At 72.7% G+C, this 21,489-nt stretch carries 18 protein-coding genes; 5 read left to right on the top strand and 13 right to left on the bottom strand.

What is annotated here, in order from left to right:
• Positions 1-11: 11 nt before the first annotated feature.
• A complete protein-coding gene (locus tag ABZ342_RS37575; RefSeq protein WP_360483528.1) occupies positions 12-1,451 on the bottom strand; it encodes an FAD-dependent monooxygenase in 1,440 nt (479 codons plus the stop codon).
• 117 nt (positions 1,452-1,568) lie between these two features.
• On the opposite strand from ABZ342_RS37575, the gene ABZ342_RS37570 reads away from it, so the two are divergent.
• A complete protein-coding gene (locus ABZ342_RS37570) occupies positions 1,569-2,534 on the top strand; it encodes an Lrp/AsnC family transcriptional regulator (RefSeq protein ID WP_360483525.1) in 966 nt (321 codons plus the stop codon).
• A gap of 91 nt (positions 2,535-2,625) precedes the next feature.
• A complete protein-coding gene (locus ABZ342_RS37565; protein ID WP_155542656.1) occupies positions 2,626-3,591 on the top strand; it encodes a TIGR03557 family F420-dependent LLM class oxidoreductase in 966 nt (321 codons plus the stop codon).
• Between the two features lie 44 nt (positions 3,592-3,635).
• On the opposite strand, the gene ABZ342_RS37560 is transcribed toward ABZ342_RS37565, so the two are convergent.
• Complete coding sequence (locus tag ABZ342_RS37560; protein WP_360483521.1) at positions 3,636-6,392, bottom strand: ricin-type beta-trefoil lectin domain protein; 2,757 nt, start codon at positions 6,390-6,392, stop codon at positions 3,636-3,638.
• 232 nt (positions 6,393-6,624) lie between these two features.
• Between ABZ342_RS37560 and ABZ342_RS37555 the strand changes: the two genes are divergently transcribed.
• On the top strand, positions 6,625-9,438 hold the full coding sequence (locus tag ABZ342_RS37555; protein WP_360483518.1) for a glycoside hydrolase family 2 TIM barrel-domain containing protein: 2,814 nt from the start codon (positions 6,625-6,627) through the stop codon (positions 9,436-9,438).
• Positions 9,439-9,464: 26 nt separating this feature from the next.
• Entirely contained in the window at positions 9,465-11,567 is a 2,103-nt protein-coding gene (locus ABZ342_RS37550) for a PQQ-dependent sugar dehydrogenase (protein ID WP_360483516.1), read from the top strand.
• Positions 11,568-12,145: 578 nt separating this feature from the next.
• On the opposite strand, the gene ABZ342_RS37545 is transcribed toward ABZ342_RS37550, so the two are convergent.
• The 10 genes from ABZ342_RS37545 to ABZ342_RS37500 all read right to left on the bottom strand — a co-directional run bounded on the left by ABZ342_RS37545 (position 12,146) and on the right by ABZ342_RS37500 (position 19,910).
• On the bottom strand, positions 12,146-12,487 hold the full coding sequence (locus ABZ342_RS37545) for a hypothetical protein (RefSeq protein WP_360483514.1): 342 nt from the start codon (positions 12,485-12,487) through the stop codon (positions 12,146-12,148).
• Entirely contained in the window at positions 12,484-13,077 is a 594-nt protein-coding gene (locus tag ABZ342_RS37540) for an alpha/beta fold hydrolase (RefSeq protein ID WP_360483511.1), read from the bottom strand. The genes ABZ342_RS37545 and ABZ342_RS37540 overlap by 4 nt, the downstream gene beginning before the upstream one ends.
• Before the next feature lie 55 nt (positions 13,078-13,132).
• Positions 13,133-13,354 (bottom strand): DUF6480 family protein, encoded by a 222-nt coding sequence (locus ABZ342_RS37535; RefSeq protein WP_155542661.1) that lies wholly within the window; start codon positions 13,352-13,354, stop codon positions 13,133-13,135.
• Positions 13,355-13,458: 104 nt separating this feature from the next.
• A complete protein-coding gene (locus ABZ342_RS37530) occupies positions 13,459-14,994 on the bottom strand; it encodes an FAD-dependent oxidoreductase (protein WP_360483507.1) in 1,536 nt (511 codons plus the stop codon).
• Positions 14,991-15,707 carry a methyltransferase domain-containing protein gene (locus ABZ342_RS37525; RefSeq protein ID WP_360483504.1) on the bottom strand — a complete coding sequence of 239 codons (717 nt, stop codon included), beginning with the start codon at positions 15,705-15,707 and terminating at the stop codon, positions 14,991-14,993. Before ABZ342_RS37525 ends, ABZ342_RS37530 begins: the two co-directional genes overlap by 4 nt.
• A complete protein-coding gene (locus ABZ342_RS37520; protein WP_196425435.1) occupies positions 15,704-16,027 on the bottom strand; it encodes a lycopene cyclase domain-containing protein in 324 nt (107 codons plus the stop codon). The genes ABZ342_RS37525 and ABZ342_RS37520 overlap by 4 nt, the downstream gene beginning before the upstream one ends.
• Positions 16,024-16,371 (bottom strand): lycopene cyclase domain-containing protein, encoded by a 348-nt coding sequence (locus ABZ342_RS37515; RefSeq protein ID WP_155542665.1) that lies wholly within the window; start codon positions 16,369-16,371, stop codon positions 16,024-16,026. Before ABZ342_RS37515 ends, ABZ342_RS37520 begins: the two co-directional genes overlap by 4 nt.
• Before the next feature lies 1 nt (position 16,372).
• Positions 16,373-17,320, bottom strand: coding sequence for a phytoene/squalene synthase family protein (locus ABZ342_RS37510; protein WP_360483501.1), 948 nt, complete (start codon positions 17,318-17,320; stop codon positions 16,373-16,375).
• Positions 17,317-18,831, bottom strand: coding sequence for a phytoene desaturase family protein (crtI, locus tag ABZ342_RS37505; RefSeq protein ID WP_360483498.1), 1,515 nt, complete (start codon positions 18,829-18,831; stop codon positions 17,317-17,319). The genes ABZ342_RS37510 and crtI overlap by 4 nt, the downstream gene beginning before the upstream one ends.
• Positions 18,828-19,910, bottom strand: coding sequence for a polyprenyl synthetase family protein (locus ABZ342_RS37500; protein WP_360483495.1), 1,083 nt, complete (start codon positions 19,908-19,910; stop codon positions 18,828-18,830). The genes crtI and ABZ342_RS37500 overlap by 4 nt, the downstream gene beginning before the upstream one ends.
• A 152-nt stretch (positions 19,911-20,062) precedes the next feature.
• Here ABZ342_RS37500 and ABZ342_RS37495 point away from each other — a divergent pair, with 152 nt between their 5' ends.
• Entirely contained in the window at positions 20,063-21,070 is a 1,008-nt protein-coding gene (locus ABZ342_RS37495; RefSeq protein WP_360483492.1) for a DUF5914 domain-containing protein, read from the top strand.
• Positions 21,071-21,091: 21 nt separating this feature from the next.
• Here the strand turns inward: ABZ342_RS37495 and ABZ342_RS37490 are convergent, their stop codons facing one another.
• Positions 21,092-21,232, bottom strand: coding sequence for a hypothetical protein (locus ABZ342_RS37490; protein ID WP_360483489.1), 141 nt, complete (start codon positions 21,230-21,232; stop codon positions 21,092-21,094).
• Between the last annotated feature and the right edge of the window lie 257 nt (positions 21,233-21,489).

Genomic DNA, 21,489 nt, shown 5'->3' with positions numbered 1-21,489 from the left:
CAAGCGGTTGATCACCGGGGTTCGCCGAACCAGTGGCCGAGCGCCGGTTCGAGGTCGTCGGGGTTGCCGGCCCAGCACACGTACCCGTCCGGGCGGATCAGCATCGGTTCGGCCTCCGCGCCCTGGCCCGCGCGGTCCACGCGGTCCGGCCAGAGGGCGGCGACCTTGGCGAACCGGTCGGCCGGGTCGATCAGGACGCCGCGTCCGCGCCGCAGCAGCTCGTGCGACCGGAGCGGGCCGAGGTCGTGATCCGGCGCGGGCAGGCCGACGAGCGGGTGGTCCTCGGCGCCCGGCATGGGGTAGCGGATGCCCATCCCGGACAGCATGTCGTCGAGGTGGTACTGCACCGCCGGCAGGTGCGTCAGGGCCGCGAACAGTTCCTTGGCGGCGACCAGATCCGGGTCGCCGGTGCCCTGCTGGTCCATCAGCAGGCTCTGCGCCTGGACGTTGCGCAGCACGGCGGCCGCGACCGGGTGGCGTTCGGCGTGGTAGGTGTCGAGCAGGGGTTCCGGGGCCCAGCCGTGCACGGCGGCACCGAGCTTCCACCCGAGGTTGAGCGCGTCCTGGATCCCGGTGTTCATGCCCTGCGCACCGATCGGGAGGTGGACGTGGGCGGCGTCGCCCGCCAGGAACACCCGCCCGTGCCGGTACCGCGCGGCCTGGCGGGCCGCGTTGGTGATGCGGCGGGCGTAGCGCAGTTCCAGCAGCCGCACCCGGGAGCCGAAGACGGCGCGCAGGCCGTCGCGGATCTCGTCCTCGGTGACCGGAGCCTCGCGGGGCAGTGACCGGCCCGGCCCGCCCAGCGAGAGCCGGCGCAGCGGCCTGCCCTGCGAGTCGGTGCCGAGCGGGAACACCGACACCCAGTGCCCGTCCGCGCTGCGGCCGTGCGTCATCGCCAGGTCCTCGCCGCCCAGCCGCACGTCGGCGGCGACGGTGGTCATCGTGCCCGGCCGGCCGGGGAACTCCGCTCCCAGCAGCGACCGCACCGTGCTGCGGCCGCCGTCGGCGGCGACCAGGTACCGGGAGCGGATGACACCGCGGCTCGCGAAGGTCGCGGTGACCCCGTCGCCGTCCTGGGCGACGCCGGTCAGCTCGTGGTCGCGCCGCACGGGGATGCCCTGGGCGGCAAGGTGTTCTTCGAGGAATCCCTCGATCGCCACCTGCGGGATGGACCGCCACGGATGCCGGTGCCGCTCCCGGGTGAGCGGGAGCGTGATCCCGGCGAAGTGGGCGGTGCCGAGCGGGAAGTTTCCCGTCGCCAGCAACGGTTCCAGCAAGCCACGCTGGTCGAACGCCTCCTGCGTGCGCGACTGCACGCCGCCCGCTTTCGACAACGTGCTGCGCTGCGCCAGCTTGTCGACGAGCACGGCCGACACTCCCGCCAGCCGCAGTTCGTGGGCCAGCGTCAGGCCGGTCGGTCCGGCGCCGACGACGAGCACGTCGGTATTCATGGTTTCTCTCCCCTGGTTGTGCCGATCGGGACGAGAGCAACACTCCGTCCACCGGCCCGGCTGCGCCAGAAACAGACTGGAGTTCGCTGATATCCGACGTCGACTAGGCTTGAGCCGGTGGAATCCGACTACGACGAGCTGGACCGCCGGCTCGTGCACGCCTTGCAGGTCAACGGCCGGGCCCCGTTCAGCACGATCGGCGAGGTGCTCGGCGTGTCGGATCGCACCATCGCCCGCCGGTACGCCCGGCTGCGGTCGGCGGGGGCGGTGCGGGTGATCGGTGGGGTCGACCCGACGGCGCTGGGCGCGGTGCTGTGGTTCCTGCGGGTGCGCTGCGCGCCCGCCGCGTCGGTCCCGGTCGCCGAGGCGCTGGCCCGCCGCCCCGACACCTCCTGGGTGAGCATCACCTCCGGGGGCACCGAGATCAGCTGCACAGTCCTTACCGAGAGCGAAGCCGACAGCGAGGCACTGCTGCTGACCAAGCTGCCCCGCACCCCACGCGTGGAGGGCGTGACCGCCCACTCGGTGCTGCACGCGTACTACGGCGGCCCGGACAGCCTGGTCGCCAAGCTCGGCTCGCTGGACGAAGCGGCGATCGAGCGGCTGCGCCCGCCGCCGGTGCCGCACCGGCCGGGGCCGGTGCGGCTCGACGACGGCGACCGCAAGCTCCTCGCCGCGCTCGCCACCGACGGGCGGGCCGAGTTCGAGCACCTGGCCGCGGTGACCGGCTGGTCGCCCACCACGGTCCGGCGCCGGATGGCCGAGCTTCGCGAACGCGGGGTGCTGTACCTGGACATCGACGTCGACGGAAGCCTGTTCGGGGTCGGCACCCGCACTCTCCTCTGGCTGTCGGTCGCCCCCGCACACCTGGAGGAGGCCGGTGCGGCTCTGGCCGGACACCCGGAGATCGCGTTCGCCGCCGCCACGACCGGGCCGACAAACCTGTACGCGAGCGTGGTGTGCGCGAACCAGCGGGAGCTGTACCGCTACCTGACCACCCGGGTGGCCGCACTGCGCGCCATCACGCACATCGAGACCGCGCCGGTGATCAAGACCGTCAAACGGGCCGCCACCAGGACCTGACGACCGAGCCGCACGCATCGAAGTGCCGGAAGCAAGAACGCTTCACCCGGCCGCGCACGCATACCGGGCCACGCGCCGGGTACCCGCGAGCATGACGTCGATCGGGTACTTCCTGTCCTGTGAGCAGTACGGTCCGCGCGAGCTCGTCGCCCAGGCGCGAGCGGCCGAGGCGGCCGGTTTCGAGCGGCTGTGGATCTCCGACCATTTCCACCCGTGGAACGACGAGCAGGGGCAGAGCCCGTTCGTCTGGTCGGTGATCGGCGCGCTGTCGGAGGCGGTCTCCCTGCCGGTGACGACCGCGGTGACCTGCCCGACGATCCGGCTGCACCCGGCGGTGATCGCCCAGGCGGCGGCGACCGCGGCGGTGCAGCTCGACGGCCGGTTCGTGCTCGGGGTGGGGTCGGGGGAGGCGCTCAACGAGCACGTTCTCGGTGACCCGTGGCCGTCGGTGGGGGAGCGGCTGGCGATGCTCGAGGAGGCGATCGAGGTCATCCGCGAACTGCACGCGGCGGGCATCCGGGGCGAGGCGGTCAGCCACCGCGGGCCGCACTACCGGGTGCAGGAAGCCCGGATCTACACGGTGCCCGACCGGCCGGTGCCGATCTACGTCTCCGGTTTCGGGCCGCAGGCCACCGAGCTCGCCGGCCGGATCGGGGACGGCTACTGCACCGTCACCCCGGACGCCGACCTCGTTCGCGCGTTCCGGGAGTCCGGCGGGGGCGACAAGCCGGTGCAGGCGGGGATGAAGGTGAGCTGGGACGCCGACCCGGAGGCGGCGCTCGACGTCGCGCACCGGCTGTGGGCCAACGACGCGTTGCCGGGCCAGCTCGCGCAGGTGATGCCGCGGCCGCAGGACTTCGAGGCGGCGATGGAGCTGGTGCCGCGCGACGCCGTCGCCGAGGCGATCGTGTGCGGCGACGACCCGAAGGCCCACGTGGACCGGGTCCGCCAGTACGTCGAAGCCGGGGTGGACGAGGTGTACGTCCAGCAGATCGGACCGGACCACGACGCGTTCTTCCGGGGCTGGCAGGAGCACGTGCTCCCGGAGTTCCGCTGAGCCGCGACCGTTCTCGAAGTCTCCGGTGACAAGCTCGGGCCGGCTCAGCCGCGTGACCACCGCTGGTTCGCGGCACCGGTGCAGGGCCAGATGACGAACGGGGTGCCGTTCGTCGTCCCGTGACCGGTCACGTCGAGGCACTTGCCGGAGCCGACGTTGACGACCGCGCCGCCCGCCTGGACCCGCCACTGCTGCGTGGCGGCGCCCGTGCAGTCGTGGATCTGGATCGCCGTCCCGTCCGCGGTGGCGCCGCCGGCGGTCTCGAGGCACTTGGTGTCGAACACCTTGAGCTGGTTGCTCGTGGTGGACGTCCACGCCTGGTTGGTGCCGTTGTTGCAGTCCCACAGCGCCGGGACCGTGCCGTTGGCCTGGTTCGCCGCGGGGACGTCGGCGCACTTGCCCGACTCCTGCCCCTTGAGGATGCCGGGGGTGTCGCCGCGCGCCCACTTCTGGTTCGCGCCGCCGTTGCAGCCCCACAGCACCAGCGCGGTCCCGGGGACCGTGCCGTGCCCGGTGGCGTCGAGGCACTTGCCCGACCCGGCGTTGACGACCGAGCCGTCCGCGGTGATCGCCCACTGCTGGGCGGCGCCGCCGGTGCAGCCGGAGATCCGGACGGGGGACCCGTCGGTGGCGCCGCTCGCGTCCAGGCACTTGGTGCCGTAGACCATCAGCTGCTTGGCCGGGGTCGCGGTCCAGCTCTGGTTGGCGCCGCCGGTGCAGTCCCAGAGGGCGACGGCGGTGCCGTCGGTCTGGCTCGCCGCCGGAACGTCCGCGCACAGGCCGGATTCCTGGCCCTTGAGGATGCCGCCGTAGTTCCCGTCCGCGTTCGGGGTGACGGAGAAGTTGTCGAAGAGGTTCGTCTGGTACCCCACGACCCCGACGCCGGCGAGGCCGGTGGTGAACGCCGTGTCGGTGACGGCGCCGAGCGTGGCGCCGTCGAGGCTCGCGGTGATCCGGTTGCCGCTGAAGCCGAGTTTGATGTTGTGCCAGGTGTTCAGGCCCAGTGCCGCGTGGGTGCCGGACGCGAGGGTGGTGAGGACGCCGCCGCTGCTGTTCTTCGCGATCGACCACGCGCCGGTGTCGGCGATGCGCAGCTGGTAGGCCGCCTGGTGGCTCTGCGGTCGGTTCTGCGTGCCGGCCCGGCCGAGCAGGGTGACGGTGCCGGCCTGCTGCAGGTCGACGTCCGTGCCGACGGTGTAGTTGCTCCACTGTGGATCGCCGACGAGGGTGAAGGCGTCGCTGTCGTCCTGCCAGTTGATCGGGCGGACCGGCGCGACCTGCTGCAGGCACTGCCCGCCCCGGCCGGCCGCGCACGGCCGGACCTCGTACGAGCCCTGCATGTCGGAGAAGTACTTGGCGGCGCTGCGCGTGCTGTAGCCGTCGAAGTCGTCCGAGTACGGCAGGCTCAGGTTTCCGGCCGCCGGACTGGTCGCGGTGCCCTTTCCCTGGCCGGTGGTCGTGGTGACCGAGTAGATCCGGTTCGGTTGCAGGGTCAGGGAATACGTTCCCGACGCCGGGGTGACATCGGCCTGCTTCACGAAGTGGTCGGTGGGGTTCGACGACCCCAGGTCGGTCGACCAGACGTGCACGGTGCCGGTGTTCAGCCCACCCGAGGCGGTGACGTTCACGGTCTGGGCGGCGCTCGCGCCGGTGGTTTCGTAAATGGTCGAGTAGTCGGTGCCGTTCGCTGCCCGCAGGGAGATATAGCTGCCGTTCGCGCGGTTGCCGCCGAGGTAGCCGCTCGCCGAACCGGTCAGGAACTTCCAGCCGGGCTGGGTGAACTGGGCCACCTGCGCGTTGGCCCACAGGTTCTTCCCGAGCTGGTAGGCGCCCGACCACGGGGTGTTCGCGGTCGCGAGGCCGACCGTGCTGTAGGGCAGGTCCGAATACAGCGCGGCCACCAGCGGCCAGTTCATGAACCCGGTCATCTGGCCGTCGAGGTAGCCCCGGGTGATGGTGCGGATGTAGGCGGCGGAACCGGTGTTGAAGTCCTGGGAGCCGAATTCGCTGGCCCACAGGGGTTTCCCGGTGGCGACGGCGTTCGCGGACGACGCGCACGTCGTCGCGTCCGAAAGGTAGCCGCACGGGTAGTGCGAGCCGACGACGCCGACCGCGGCGTTGAAGCCGCTGTCGGACAGCATGTCGTCGGCGGTGTTCCAGCTGCTGTCGTCGCCGACGACCTGCACGGCGCCGTAGCCGCGGGAGTTCAGCGCCGCGCGCAGGTTCTTGTACCAGGTCTTGTCGTGGCCGCGTTCGTTCCAGCCGCCGAGGTAGCCGATCGTCAGCCCGTGCCGCTTCGCGCAGTCCAGCCAGGAGATGTCGTAGTCGATCATGTCCTGGGACCAGAAGTTCCCACCGCCGACCCAGCCCGGCGCGGCCCAGGGCAGCGCCACCAGCTTGATCCCCGGATTGCGGGCGACGGCCTGTTCGCCGAGCCAGAACTCGTAGCCCGCGTTGCAGTCGATGTCACCGCGCACGTGCTGGTGGCTGGGTTCGGAACCGTCGGTCGAGTTCGCGTCGCCGCCGATCTCCAGTTTCAGCAGCTGGACGGCGGCACCGTAGCCGGGCTTGAACAGGTAGTCGAGGATCTGGGCCCGTTGCGCGGGCGGGTAGTCGATCAGCAGGCGCGAGTTGCCGCCACCGCCGCTGATCGCGCCGACGCCGTCGAAGGTGCGCCCGGTGCTGCCGCCGTCGACGGCGATCGTGGTGGTGGCCGCGCCGGCGGGTGCCGCGGTCACCCCCAGGGTCGTCGTGGCGAGCAGGACGGGCAGGAGCAGGCGGAGGAGCGTGGAGCCGCGCATGGAGTACTCCTTCGAGGCCTCGGCGGTGAGGAGCTCAGGAGATCGACGGTAGCGTTCTCCTGATCATTGGTGAAGCCGCCGAAGGTTCCGGCCGGGGAGGTTGTCCGGCGGTTTGTCCAGTTGCGCACCGGCTGCTGTTGTATGGTGTGTCATATATCAGAGCGCTCGCCCGGTCCGGTCTGGGTCTCTCGGCGCGTCGGCGGACTTCACCTCCCAGTCCTCTGGAGGCCCAGTGGAATTCGATCGTCGCACGGCGTTGGCCCTCGGCACGGTGGGCGTGGCGACGGCGGGCCTGTCGACGTTCGGCGTCTCTTCGGCGGGCGCAGCCCGTGCGGCACTCGCCGGTCCGGTGACCGAAACCCTGCTCCTGACCGGCGCCGACGCCGACCACACCGTCGACTGGGAGTTCCAGGTCACGGCCGGACGGCGCGCGGGGGAGTGGAGCACGATCCCGACGCCGTCGAACTGGGAGTGCCACGGCTTCGGCAGCTACCACTACGGCGGGGACCTCGTCCCGGAGGAGAAGGGGAACTACCGCCACCGGTTCACACCGCCGGCGTCCTGGGCCGGGCGCCGGATCTTCCTGGTGTTCGAAGCCGCCATGACCGACGCCGACGTGCGGGTCAACGGCGTCTCCGCCGGGCCGGTGCACCAAGGCGGCTTCTACCGCTTCCGCCACGACGTGACGGATCTGCTGAGGCTCGGCGAGCCGAACCTCCTGGAAGCGACCGTCAGCAAGGAATCGGCGGACAACTCGGTGAACGACGCCGAGCGCCGCGGTGACTTCTGGAACTTCGGCGGGATCTTCCGGCCGGTGACGCTGGAAGCCCATCCGGCCGCGCGAATCGACCGCGTCGCGATCGACGCCCGCGCGGACGGGACGTTCGCCGCCCACGTCACGCTCGCCGGGGTGACCGGGGCGGCCCGGCTGACGGCGCAGCTGCGCCGGCTCGACGGCACGGCCGTCGGCGACGCCTTCTCGGTCGCCGTGGCGAGCGGGGCCACCGGTGCGGACCTGACCACCACCGCGGACCGGCCTCCCTTGTGGACCGCCGAAACGCCGAACCTCCACCAGGTCGAGCTGACCCTCGTAGACTCCGGCGGGACTCCGTCGCACAGCACCGTCGAGCGCTTCGGCTTTCGTACGGTCGAGGTCCGGGCCGGTGATGGCATCTACGTCAACGGCCGGCGGATCGTCCTCAAAGGAGCGAACCGGCACACCTTCTGGCCGACCTCCGGCCGGGCTTCGAGCCCGCGCCTCGCCCGGCTGGACATCGGGCTGATGAAGGACATGAACATGAACGCCGTCCGGATGTCGCACTACCCACCGGACGCGTACTTCCTCGACCTCTGCGACGAACTCGGGCTCTACGTCCTGGACGAGCTGACCGGCTGGCAGCGCCGCTACGACGAGGGTGTCGGGGCTCCGCTGGTCGAGGCCCTGGTGGAGCGCGACGTCAACCACCCGTCGATCCTGTTCTGGGACAACGGCAACGAAGGCGGCTGGAACACCGCGCTGGACGACGACTTCGGCCGGTACGACCCGCAGCGGCGGGCGGTGCTGCACCCCTGGACGACCTTCAGCGGCGTCGACACCAGCCACTACCAGACCTACAGCAGCACCGCGAGCAAGGCCGCCGGCGCCACGATCTTCATGCCGACCGAGTTCCTGCACGGCCTCTACGACGGCGGCGCCGGAGCCGGCTTGAACGACTACTGGAAGCTGATGGGCGGGTCGCAGCGTTCGGCGGGCGGCTTCATCTGGGCGCTCGTCGACGAAAGCGTCGTGCGTGACGACCGCGGCGGGGCCCTCGACACCAACGGCAGCCGCGCTCCCGACGGCATCCTCGGCCCGTACCGTGAAAAGGAAGGCAGCTTCTTCACGATCAAGGACATCTGGTCACCGGTCCAGCTGGCCAATTCCGCTTACTACGACTCGGTTTTCCCGGCGTCGTTCGACAAGACCGTGAAGCTCGTGAACCGCTACGACTTCACGAACCTCCGGACGTGCCGGTTCGGCTGGCAGCTGCTGGCGTTCCCCGCGCCCGGTGCGGGGCCCGGTCACCAGGTGCTCGCCGAAGGCCAGGCGGCGGCGCCGGACGTCGCGCCGGGGGCCACCGGCGCGGTGACGCTCGGCCTGCCCGCCGACTGGACCGGGGCCGACGCGCTGCGGCTGAGCGTGACCGATCCGGCCGGCCGCGACATCGCGGGCTGGACGTGGCGCGTCCGCAAGGCGCCGGACCTCGCCGCCCGCCTGGTCCGCCCGGCGACCACCGGGAGCGTCGTCATGACCGAGACCGCCGTCGACGTCACGCTCGTCGCCGGGGCCACCCGGGTCACCATCGGCAAGGCCGACGGCCGGCTGACCGGCGTGCGCCGCGCCGGCTCGCCGGTGTCGCTGGCCAACGGTCCCGCCCCGGCCGGCGGCGCGGCCGCCCTGACCGGGTTCAGCCACTTCCGCGACGGCACCGGCTGGGTCGCGCAGGCGGACTACAGCGGCGACCTGACGTCCGTGCGCTGGCGGCTGGACGCCAACGGCTGGCTGCGGCTGGAGTACCGCTACCGCGCCACCGGCGACCACGACCACCTCGGCGTGAACTTCGACTACCCCGAGGGGAACGTGCGCGGCCTGACCTGGCTCGGGGACGGGCCGTACCGCGTCTACAAGAACCGGTTGCGCGGGGTGCGGCCCGACGTCTGGCACAAGCCGTACGACGACACCGCGACCGGGGCGAGCGGGTTCGCGTACCCGGAGTTCAAGGGCTACCACGCCCGGACCTGCTGGGCCGTGCTGGACACCACCGAAGGCGCGATCACGGTGGTCGCCGCGGAGGAGGGCCTGTACCTGAGGTTGTTCACCCCGGCCGTGGGTCCCGACCCGCAGAACGCCGTGGTGACCTACCCGGCCGGCGGAATCTCGCTGCTCGACGGTATTTCCCCGATCGGCAACAAGTTCCACGGCGTCGCGGCGCTGGGCCCGGAGAGCCGCCCGAACGCCGCCACCGGCGACTACCACCGCACCGTGTACTTCCGCTTCGACGCGTGAAGCCCGCCCACAGCGAAAGGCCGAGAATGTTTCCCTCGAGTTCCCGCCGGCGTGTCCTGGCCGCGGTGATCGCCGCCGTCGCCGCGGTGGCGGTGGTCGTGCCCGCGGCTTCCGGGGCTTCCGGGTTCACGGTGACCGGCGTGGCGTCCGGACGGTGCCTCGACGTCGTCGGCAACAGCACCGCGGCGAAGACGCGCGTGAACATCTACGACTGCAACGGCCAGGCCAACCAGGCGTGGACGTTCACGGCGGCGGGCGAGCTGCGGGTGTACGACGGCGCGATGTGCCTCGACGTCGCCCACGCGAGCACGACGTCCCCGGCCGACGCCCAGATCTACACCTGCAACGGCGGCGCCAACCAGAAGTGGCGGATCAACGCCGACGGCACGATCACCGGCGTGCAGTCGGGTCTCTGCCTGGACGTCACCGGGGCGGCCACCGCCAACAGCACCCTGGTCGGCATGTACACCTGCACCGGCGGAGACAACCAGAAGTGGCGGACGGTCCTTGGTGACACCCAGTCGCCGAGCGTGCCGGGCGACCCGCGGGTGAGCGACCTGGTCTGCGACGCCGTGACGTTCGCGTGGAACGCGTCCGCCGACAACGTGGGCGTGGCGTTCTACGACGTCTACCACGACGGACAGCTGATGAAGTCGGTGAGCGGAAGCACCCTGTCGACGAGCCTGACCGTGGTCGGCGGCGTGACCTGGGGCCTGTACGTCAACGCGCGCGACGCTGCGGGCAACGTCTCGCAGGCCAGCACGACGGTCCCGATCACGCCCCCGCAGTGCCAGCCGGACGACCAGGCGCCGACCGCGCCCACGAACCTGACCGGCGCCGCCTCCGGCACGACGGTGACCCTGAACTGGGCCGCGGCGACGGACAACATCGGCGTCCGGGCTTACGACGTCTACCGCGGCGGCGTCAAGGTCGGTGCGGTCACCGGGAGCGCCACCGCGCCGCCCGCGACCACCTTCGTCGACAGCGGCCTGGCGGCGAACACGAGCTACGAGTACTCCGTCGTGGCGCGGGACGCGCAGGCGAACGTGTCGCCGCCCAGTGCGACCACGACCGTGACCACCGGCGCGGCCTGTGGCGACTCCGTGTGCGCGGTGACGCAGATCGCCACCGACACCGACATCCCGTGGGGCCTGGTGACGCTGCCGGACGGCACGATCCTCTACACGCGGCGCGACGCCCACGACATCGTCCACCTGAACCCCGCCACCGGCGCCAAGACGTCGGTGGGCACGGTCCCCGGGGTGGACAACACCGACGGTGAGGGCGGCCTGCTCGGCCTGGCCGTCTCGCCCGGGTTCGCCGCCGACCACTGGCTCTACCTCATGCACACCTCGCCGTCCGACAACCGGATCGTGCGGATCAAGCTGGCGGACGGCCAGCTCGACACGGCATCGGAGCAGGTCCTGCTCAGTGGGTTGCTGCGCAACAAGTTCCACAACGGCGGCCGGCTGCGCTTCGGTCCCGACGGCAAGCTCTACGCCACCACCGGCGACGCCCAGAACGGCGACAACGCGCAGAACAAGGCGAGCCTCAACGGCAAGGTCCTGCGGCTGAACCCGGACGGCAGCGTGCCTGCGGACAACCCTTTCGGCACCTACGTGTGGAGTTACGGCCACCGCAACCCGCAGGGACTCGCGTTCGATTCCCAAGGACGGTTGTGGGAACAGGAGTTCGGCAACTCGGTGATGGACGAAACCAACCTCATCACCAAGGGCGGCAACTACGGCTGGCCGGCGTGTGAAGGCACATCCGGGACGTGCGGCACCGTGGGCTTCATCGCACCGAAGCGGACGTACTCCACGGCGGAAGGCTCCTGCTCCGGCATCGCCATCGTCCGCGACGTGCTCTACGTCGCCTGCGAACGCGGCACCCGGATGTACCGGGAGGTGATCAGCGGCAGCGACCTGACCGACGTCCAGGCGTACTTCAACGGCACCTACGGGCGGCTGCGCACGGTGGAACCCGCACCCGACGGCGGCTTGTGGCTGACGACCACCAACAACGGCGACAAGGACAGCATTCCCGACAACAGCAACGAGAAGATCTTCCACGTGACCCTCGGTGGGGCCTCGGCCGCGAGGACAACGGCACCCGTCAGGAGCCGTTAGTCACGGACGACGGCTGGGGGAATTGCCTGGTTCGCCGCTTCGTCCGGATCGTGGGGGAGATGGTCGAGCCGCCGGGCTCGACCGTCGGCGACCGGCGGCATGTATAGTCCGCCGCATGCGCGGGATCATCATTCCTCGGCGCGCCGGCTGAACCAGGTCGCCGGCGTGCCGAATGTCGTGCGCCGCCTTCCGGGACCTGGTCCGGATCTTTCCCAGAATCCGCCTGAGGAGATCCGTCATGACTCACACCGCTGCCGTCAGCCCACGCCCGGAGCCGGTCACCAGCCGGGCCACTGAGGCCTCCCCCGAATTTCCGTTGCACCGCACCGTCGCGGCGCACGTGGTCGGCGGTCTTGCCGGCGTCCTGCGCGTCGTCAGCCTGCTGCACAGCCGCCGCTACCCGGTGCGCAACCTCAGGATCGACGTCCGCGACGGGGGTGGTCGAAAGCCGTGTCGAGTGCACGGTCTGGCTCACCGCGACGGCGACCGCGCTGCTGCTGGAGAGGCTGAACCGGATGCCGGCCGTCGTGTCGGCCGAAAACGTCTGACGACCACGACGGGAGAGCCGGGTCCCGGCGTCACCGCCCGGCTCGTGCGCGGACGTCGGCGATCCCGGTCAGGACGGCGGTGGCGAACGCCGCGGGCCGCACGATCGGGACGTCGTGGTCGTCCGGCAGCTCCAGAACCCGGGCCCCGAGCTGGTCGGCGAGCTGCCGTTGCGAACGAGGGGCGCAGACGGTGTCCTGGGTCGTCAGGACGACGGCCGCGGGTGTGCGGCGCAACGCGGCCACTCGGTCGCGCAGGTCGTAACGGCCGACCGCGCGTCCCATCGTGAAGACGCCGGTGACCGGCGCGCGGGTCAGCTCGGTGTGGAACCACGACCACCGAGCGGCGAGATCCGGCGACGTCCGTCTGCTCAAACCGAAGTAGCGCGGGAAATCGACCGGCCGAACCCCAAGCGGGCGAGCGGGGCACCGGCGGCGATCAGGCGCCACACGGTCCGGTCGCGCAGGCTCTGCCGGTAGCTCAAGGCCGTCGCGGCCAGCACGAGCCCGGCGACCAGGTCCGGCCGGGCCAAGGCCAGGTGCAGCCCCACCGGGCCGCCCAGGGAGTAGCCGCACACGATGACTTTTTCGATGCCGAGGAAGTCGAGCAGCGCCGCGGCGTCCTCGGCGACGTCCTCGATCTCGAACGGGCGCCCGCTCGCCAGGCCCCTCCCGTGTCCCCGCTGGTCGTGGCCCACGAACGGGATCCCCGCGGCCACCAGCTCGGGCATCACGCCGAAGTAGTTGACGTCCAGCGACCAGGACCAGCCGTGCAGCAGGAGAACCGGTGGCCCGGTGGTGCCCGGCGGCCGGTGCTCGCGGACGAAGAGCTCGCCCTTGCCCGGCAAGGTGAGCAGGCGCCCGGGCGGCAGTCCCGGATCCCAGGACCGGCCGTTCGCCTCGACGCGGGTCGAGCCGAGGGCGGCGAGCAGACGTCGTCGCAGCCGGCGGGCAGCATCGTCCATGGCGGGGAACGTTACTGGCAGGTGGTCAATAGTCAATCTTCGTTCCGCCACGCGGTCAGAGCAGGTCGATCGCGCGGAGCACGAAGAACGCCGCGGTGCCGAGCACGAGCACGGCGACCACGATCAGCGCGACGACGGCCGGGGCCCGCGAGGGAATCGGCTGGGGGTGGGACAGGCCCGAGGTCTGGCCGGCGTCGGGCGGGGTGTCACCCGGGGCGACCGAGCCGCCGGGTTCGAGACCGGGCGCGTCCTCGGGCTCCGGTCCGGGCGCGGTCACGACCACGCCTTCACGGGGTCCACCAGCTGTTTCGCGCCGAACCCGGTTCGGGTCTGTTCGTCGTCCATGCCCGGACGGGTACCCCGGTGGCCCCGCTTAACCGCTCACCGGCCGGCCGGCGCCGGAAATCCGCCCGTTCGGGCGGCCAGCCGGTCGAGCAGTGCGATCCGGCCGTGGTTGGGCACCGAGCGCAGCGGGTGACCGGCCAGACCCCACCGGTGCAGGAGGGTGTTCGCGGCGGTCCAGCCGGTGGTCGCCGCGCGTTCCATCAGGGCGACCGGCAGGTCGACGCGGATCGCGTCACCGGCGAGGAGCAGACCGGGCTGAGGTGTCTCGACCGTGGGCCGGTGGGCGAAGCCGCCGACCGGGAACAGCGGGCAGTCCTCGCGCACCAGGGTGCTCGCGCCGACCACACGGGCGTCGGCGGTCTCGGGGTAGAGCCGGTGCAGGAGCTTGTCCAGGTCGTGGGCGACCCGGCCGGTGTCGTCGCCGGCGGCGTAAGCGTGCAGCTCGACGACCGAGCCGTGGTGCCGGCGGGCCCACCGGCGCGCTTCCCCTTCGTACCGGTCCAGGACGCTGATGTTGTCCAGCGGCCGGAGACCGCCGGTGCCGAGGAACGCGGCCCGGGTCGCGTCGACGGGCCGGTCGAGCCACAGCCGGCGCACCACGAAGGGGGGAGCCGTGCGCAGCCGGGCCACTCTCGCGCGCCAGTCCTCGGTGCCCAGCCCCGGCGAGCCGGCCACGACGCGCCGCAGTCCCGGCACGTCGCAGGCGAGGACGACGGCGTCGAAGAACTCGCCGTCGACGAGGAACCCGCCGGGGCGCGGCTCGACGGCCGTGACGGACACCCCGGTGCGGAGGTCGGTGCGCCGCGAGGTGAGGTACTCGCCCAGCGGGTCCCAGAGTGCCCGCGGGAAGGGCTCGGCCGGCACGTCGAAGAGCAGGCCTTCGGCGGAACCGAGGAAGTACAGGTGGAACATCGTCGCCAGCTCGGCGGCCGACAGCTCGGCCGGGTCGGCGAAGAAGCTGCGGGAGAACACCTCGAACGCCAGGTGCCGGGCCGCGACGGGGAAGTTGATCGCGCTCAGGAACGTCGCCGCGTCGACGTGGTCGAGCTGCTCGTAGACCCGGGGCACGCCGACGCCGGCCAGGGGCAGCGCGCGCCGGCCGTCGAGGCGCAGCAGGTCGCGAGCCCGGAACGTGGGGCTGCGCAAGGCGAACGCCAGCGCGTTCAGCGGCGGGGTGCGCGGCAGCCCGGCGAAGGTGTCCGTGCGGCCGAGCGCGTCGACCAGCGGGTAGTCCGCCACCGGCGTGAGCCGCCGCAGCCCGGGGTCGGTGCGCGCGAGCAGTGCGCGAAGGTTGTAGTACTGGCGGAAGAACGCGTGGAAGCCGCGGCTCATCGTGACCCCGGTGCCGTCCGGCAGGCGCTCGGCCCAGCCGCCGGCCCGCCCGCCGAGGTACCGCTCGCGCTCGAACACCGTGACCTCGACGCCGCGCTCGGCGAGGCCGGTCGCGGCGGTCAGCCCGGCGATGCCGCCCCCGACCACGGCGGCACGCGGACGGCGGCCGAGCGCGCCGGCGTCCGGGAGCCCCGGCGACGCGGGGTGGAGCTCGGCGCGGCGGTCGCGGACCGGCGTCACGGCCGGGTGCCCAGGACGGTGTGGACGATCCCGCGTGACCAGCCGGGCATCGTGCCCGTGCGGACGTCGGTGAAGCCGGCGCGCGTGAGCCGCGCACAGAGGTCGGCGACGCCGTCGAAGGCGAGCACGCTGCGGCGCAGGTGCCGGTACAGCGTCGCGTCGCCGGTGGCGAGCCGGCCCAGCGGGATCACGACGGCGCCGCACACCGCGTTCCACACCCAGCGGGCGCGCCGCGAGTCCCGCACCGAATACTCGTGGAGCGCGATGCGGCCGCCCGGGCGCAGCAGACCGTGCAGCTTCGCCAGCTGGGCGTCGGGATCGGCGAGGTTGCGCACCAGGTAGGCGGCGAAGATCGCGTCGAAAGGCCGCGCGGCTGTCAGGTCCTCCACCGGCGAGTGGACGAACCGGACGTCTGCCGGCCACCGTTTCGCGCGCGCCCGCGCCAGCATCCCGGCGGACGCGTCGACCGCGGTGACGCGCGCGCCCGGCGCGGCCCGCAGCAGCGCGGCGGTCGACGCGCCGGTGCCGCAGCCGGCGTCGAGGACGTGCAGCCCGGCGCCCCCGCCGGGCAGCCCGAGGCGGCGGGCGGAGATCCGCAGGTCGCGGTGGTAGCCCGGGTTGGCGCCGACGAGCCGGTCGTAGGCCGCGGCGCCCCCGTCGAACGCGGACGGTACCTCGGTTCGCGGCAAACCGGTGCGGGACAACAGGCTCATGCACTGTCCTTTCGGGACTGGGCGCCACGTTCCCACAGCAGCAGGACCGCGGTGACCATGGCGTAGCCGAAGAGGAAGTCTTCGACCGGGATGTCCCAGGGGAACCGCCACCCGGTGATGCCTTCGGGCGCGTACCGGACGATCGGAGCGGAGAGCTTGGTCAGCCAGCCGTCCACCGGGACCTGGAAGGCGGTCACGATGGCCATCGTGACCCAGTAGGCCGGCCGGCGCAGCAGCCCGGTCCGCAGGACGAGCAGCTCCGCGGCGACCACGACGAGCACGGCGGCGACGGCGGGAACCGTGTAGCCCCAAGGCATCAGCGCGGCACCCGCTCCCGGCGGCGCAGCAGCCGCGTGACGACCCGGCCGGTCAGCTGCACGGCCTCGTAGGTCAGCAGCCCGCAGATCGGGACGACGACGAAGAACAGCACCTCTTCGAGCGGGATCCCCAGCGGGACGCCCACGCCGGTGACGAAGGCGGGGTCGAAGTCCCACACGCCGGCGGTGATCGCGACGGCGTCCCAGACCAGGAACACCGCCGCGACGGGCAGCACGGCGCGCGCCAGCAGCCGCGGCCGCCGGTACACCCGGGCACCGGCCAGCTCCAATGGCAGCGTCACGACGACGCAGGCGGCGAGGACGAGCAGGTACTCCAGCTTGCCCACCTCAGGCCACCGCCACCGGGTGGCGGTGCCGCGCCCACCGCGCGCGGACGAGCGCGTCGCCGGCCGCCAGCAACCGGCGGTGCCGCGGCACGCGGGCGCGCCCGCCGAAGACGTTGAAGCCCGCGGCCTCGATGCGGTCGAGGATGCCGCCGTAGAGCGTGAACGCGGTCTCCACGCACGGCCGGGACGCCGGGTGCAGCATCGCGATCCCCGGCCGGGCCTCGGCGTAGATCCGGCGCGTCCGCGCGACCTGACCGGCGAGCGCCCGCCGGACCCGGGGATCGAGCCTCCGGGCGCGGGCGCACCACCGCAGCCGGTCGCGGTCGACGCCGTCCGCGGCGAGCTCGTCGGCCGGCAGGTAGACGCGTCCGCGGCCGAGGTCCTCGGCGACGTCGCGCAGGAAGTTGGTCAGCTGGAACGCCTTCCCGAGCGCGGCGGCGCGCGGGGCCGCCTCGGCGCGGGCGACGACGGTGCCGAGCACCGGCAGCACCTGCAGCCCGATCACCTCGGCCGAGCCGTGCACGTACTCGTCGAGCGCGGCCCGGGTCGGGTAACCGGTGACGGTGAGGTCCATGCGCATGGACGCGAAGAACGCGCGGAAGTGCGGCTCGGGAATGGCGTAGCGGGACACGGTGTCGAGGACCGCGGTCAGCAGCGGGTCGTCGCTGTGGCCGGCCGCGAGCTCGGCGAAGAAGCGCCGCTCGACGTCGTGCAGGGTGACGGCGATGCTCTCCGGGGTGGCGCCGGGCTCCGGCTCGTCGACGAGGTCGTCGAGGCGGCGCGCGAACGCGTAGAGCGCGTGTACCGCCGGGCGCTGGGCGGGCGAAAGCATGCGGGTGGCGAGGAAGTAGGTCCGGCCGTGCCGGGCGTTGACCTCCCGGCACCGCCGGTAGGCCTGGCGCAGCCGCGGGTCGGTGATGCCGGCGGCGTCGAGCTCGCGGTGCGTCATCGGGCTCCCTTCGCGGCGAGATCGACCGTGGTGCCCGCGGTGCGACGGGTCCCGGTGATCCGGTCCGCGGCCAGCCGGCCGGAGAGCAGCACCGTCGGGACGCCGACGCCGGGGACGGTCCCGCCGCCGGCCAGCACCACGTTCTCCGTGCCGGGTGGCAGGTTCCGCGGGCGGAACGGTCCGGTTTGGACGAACGAGTGCGCGTAGCTGAACGGTGTGCCCGCCACCAGCCCGCGGCGGGCCCAGTCCGCCGGGCTCAGGACGTGGGAAAGCTCCGGGGTGAAGCCGGGCAGCAGCCGCGATCGGACGTGCTCGAGGACCTCGTCGGCGTACGGCCCGGCCTCGACGTCCCAGTCGCGCGGACCACGCTCGAGGTTCGGCACCGGCGCGAGGATCGAGAACAGCTCCTTGCCCGGCGGAGCCAGCGACGGATCGGTCGCCGTGGGGCGGGTGATCAGCAGGGAGGGGTCGCTCATCCGCCGTCCCTCGGTGATCAGCTCACGGAACGTCGAGCGCCAGCCGTGCCCGAAGGAGATCGTGTGGTGCCCGGGCGGATGCTCCGCGGGACCACCGGCGTGCAGCACGAGCGCGGACGGCGCCGGCCGCAGCGGCACCGGACGCCGTGGCGTGCGGCCGAGCAGCCGGTAGCTCTCGGGTGGTTCGGTGGTCAGGACGACGGCGTCGGCTTCGATCCGGTCACCTCGGCTCGTGTGCAGGGCGGTGACCCGGGTTCCGCGGCGTTCGAGCGCCGTCACGGCCGCGCCGAAGCGGAATTCGACCCCGGCGCCGGTCGCCGCCTGAGCCATCGCCCGCGGGACGGCCGCCATGCCGCCTTCGGGGAAGTACACGCCGCCGACGGTGTCCATGTAGGAGATGACCGCGTACAGCGCGAGAGCCCGCATCGGCGATTCCCCGGCGTACAACGCCTGGAAGGTGAAGACCCGCTTGAGCCGCTCGTCGGTCAGGAAGGCGCCGATCCGGGTGTCCAGGCGCCGGAAGCCGCCGAGCGCCACGAGGCGGGCGAGGTCGGGGGAGAGCAGTCCGAGCGGCGAGTCGAAGTTGGCGGCGACGAACCGGTCGAACTCGGCGCGGTGGAGGCGGGTCAGCCAGTCGCGCAGCCGCCGGTAGCCCGCCGCCTCGGCCGGGCCGGCGAAGTCCCGCACGGCGTCGGTCATCCGGTCGCCGTCGGAGAACACCGGCAGGCTCGAGCCGTCGGCGAACCGGGCGGTGTAGGCGGGGTCGAGCCGGGTCAGCCGCAGGAGGTCCGCCAGGTCCGCGCCCACCGCGGCGAAGGCGTCGCCGAGGATCTCCGGCATGGTCAGCACCGTCGGGCCGGTGTCGAGCCGGTAGCCGGCGAGGTCCACCCGCCCGGCCCGGCCGCCGGGCCAGGGGTCGCGCTCGAGGACGATGACCGAGCGGCCCCGCCCGGCCAGGTGCAGGGCGGCCGAGAGCCCGGCCAGCCCGGCGCCGACGACCACCACGCGGTCGGTGCGGCCGCGGACCGTCCTCATCGGACCCGCTCGGTGCAGCGCAGCGCCAAGGAGGTCAGCGCGTCGGCCGGCTGCTGGGGGAGGCCGGCGAGGTCGAGCACCTCCAGCGCGTGCCGGACCCGGTCGTCGGCGAACTTCTCCAGCTGGTCGCGGGCGCCGGTCGCGGTGATCAGCCGCTGCCAGCGCTCGACGGCGGCGGAGTCCACGACGTCGAGGGCCAGCAACTCCGCCAGCTCGGCGCGCTGCGAGCGGCCGGCCAGCTCGGCGGCGAGCACGACGACGGTGGAGGCCTTCCGCTCGCGCAGGTCGTCACCGACCGGCTTGCCGGTGACGGCCGGGTCGCCGAACACCCCCAGCAGGTCGTCGCGGAACTGGAACGCCTCCCCGACCAGGCCGCCGTACGTGCCCAGAGCCGCGCGGACGCGCTCGTCGCACCCGGCCAGCGCGGCGCCGAACTCGAGCGGGCGGCGCACGGTGTAGTTGCCCGACTTGCGGCGGACGACGTCGAGGACGTCACCCCACGGGGGCAGTGCGCGGGCGTCGTTCACCAGGTCGTCGAGCTGACCGACGGCCAGTTCGGAGCGCAGGTGGTCGTAGACCGGCCAGCCGCGGGCGAGCACCTCGGCGGGCAGGCCGCATTCGCGCAGCAGCTGCTCGGACCAGACGAGGAACAGGTCGCCGGCGAGGATCGCGGCCGACTCGCCGAAGCGCGTGGCGGAGCCGCCGAGCTCCCTTTCGGCGTGCCAGCGGGCGAACGTGACGTGCAGCGCCGGACGGCCGCGACGGCGTTCGGAGCCGTCCATGACATCGTCTTGGGCCAGCGCGAAACAGTGCAGCAGTTCGAGCGCCGACGCGGCCCTCAGTGCCGCTTCGTCGTCCGGCTTGCCGCACCGCCAGCCGGCGTAGGCGAACAGCGGCCGCAGGAACTTCCCGTCGGCCACGAAGTCCGGCAGCGCGGTGACCGCCGCGGTGGTCGCGGCCCGCCCGGTGAAGTGCTCCCGCACCCGGTCGCCGACGAACTCCCGCACCGCGTCGACGCAGTGGCGGGCCAGGCCGTCCAGCCAGGCGGCGGTCACGTCGGCGTCGGAGATCACTGTCATCCGGGCTCCTTCGGTCGACGCGGGACATTCGATACACGATCGATGCGTCTGCTCGGACTTTCCCCGGAAGACCCGGGGATAAACGAGGTTCCCTCGAACGAGAAGCCACGGCCCACCGTGCACGTTCGCTGCGGGGCGTCCACGATGAAGCGGTGACCGTCAGCCAGCGCATCGCCGGGCTCTGGCCGCGGCGATGGCCCGTCCAGCCGTTCCGCGAGCCGAGCTGGGCCAATCAGGAGCCGACCTACCGGGACTGCTCACCCGCGCTCATCGAAGCCGCCGGCAAACGCGCGTCCGCGCGTCCGTCCGGCAACTGGTTCGTCCTCGGCGCCAGCCGGTCGGTGCGGCCGGACCGCCCGTTCGGGGTGACGGTCGGCGGCCGGGAGCTCGTGGCCTGGCGTGACCGCGACGGCGGGGTCCGCGTCGGCCCGGGCGCTTGCCCGCACCTGGGCGCGCCCCTCGCCGACGCCCGGCTGCACCGGGGCGAGCTGGTCTGCCGGTGGCACGGCCTGCGGCTGGGCGGTGATCGTCGCGGCGCGTGGTCGCCGGTTCCCGCGCACGACGACGGCGTGCTCGTCTGGGCCCGCCTCGACGAGATCGGGCGCGAGCAGCCGACCGAGCGGCCGGTGGTTCCCGCCCGACCCGGTGGCGGTGCGCGCATCGACGCCGTCGCCACGCTCAGCGGCGTCTGCGAGCCGGAGGACGTGGTGGCGAACCGGCTCGATCCGTGGCACGGCGCCTGGTTCCACCCGTACTCCTTCGCGCGTCTGCGGGTGCTTTCCGCGCCGCGGGGCGTCGAGGTGGCCGAGGAGGACGACCGCTTCCTGGTCGAGGTGACCTTCCGGCTCGCCGGCCGATGGGGAGTCCCGGTCGTGGCCGAATTCGTCTGTCCCGAGCCGCGCACGGTGGTGATGCGCATCGTCGAGGGCGAGGGGGCCGGCAGCGTGGTGGAAACGCACGCGACGCCGCTGGGCCCCGGTGCGGACGGGCGTCCCCGCACCGCGGTGATCGAGGCGACGATCGCCGCGTCGGAGCGCCCCGGGTTCGCCGTCGCGGCCAAGCTGGCACCGGCGATCCGCCCGCTCGTGCGCCACACGGCGGCGCGGTTGTGGCGCGACGACCTCGCGTATGCCGAGCGGCGGTACGCCTTGCGCGCGTGAACAGGGCCGGCGGCGAGGGACTTACCGGGCGGCCACCCGGAAGAGGGCGGGGACCAGGATCAGCAGCGGGACCGTGAGCCAGTAGGCCACGGCCTTGAGCTTCGGTGCCCGGAAAGCGAACAAGGCGTTCAGGCCGAACACGACCAGTCCCGTGAACAGCAAGAAGACGAGGCCGAGCGGTTGAGGGGAACGCCGATCAGCCAGACCTGATGGGGGCGAAGCCGGCCGCGGACCATGCGGTCATCCTGCCGGAGTGGCGGCACGGCCAGGCCACCCGACGGGACCGTGATGGCGGAGCGGGCCGTCACCCCCGAACCGGGAGGGTGCGCGGATTTGACGGAAACGGGGTGCTCTTCCGTGGCTCCCCCGAAGATGATTCCGATCTTCACCCTATCCATGCTGCTTCCCGCTTTCGAAGG

Source organism: Amycolatopsis sp. NPDC005961, from assembly GCF_040629235.1.
Taxonomy (GTDB): Bacteria; Actinomycetota; Actinomycetes; order Mycobacteriales; family Pseudonocardiaceae; genus Amycolatopsis; species Amycolatopsis camponoti.
The sequence above is the reverse complement of the archived record's forward strand: the minus strand, read 5'-3'. Positions and strand labels throughout refer to the sequence as shown.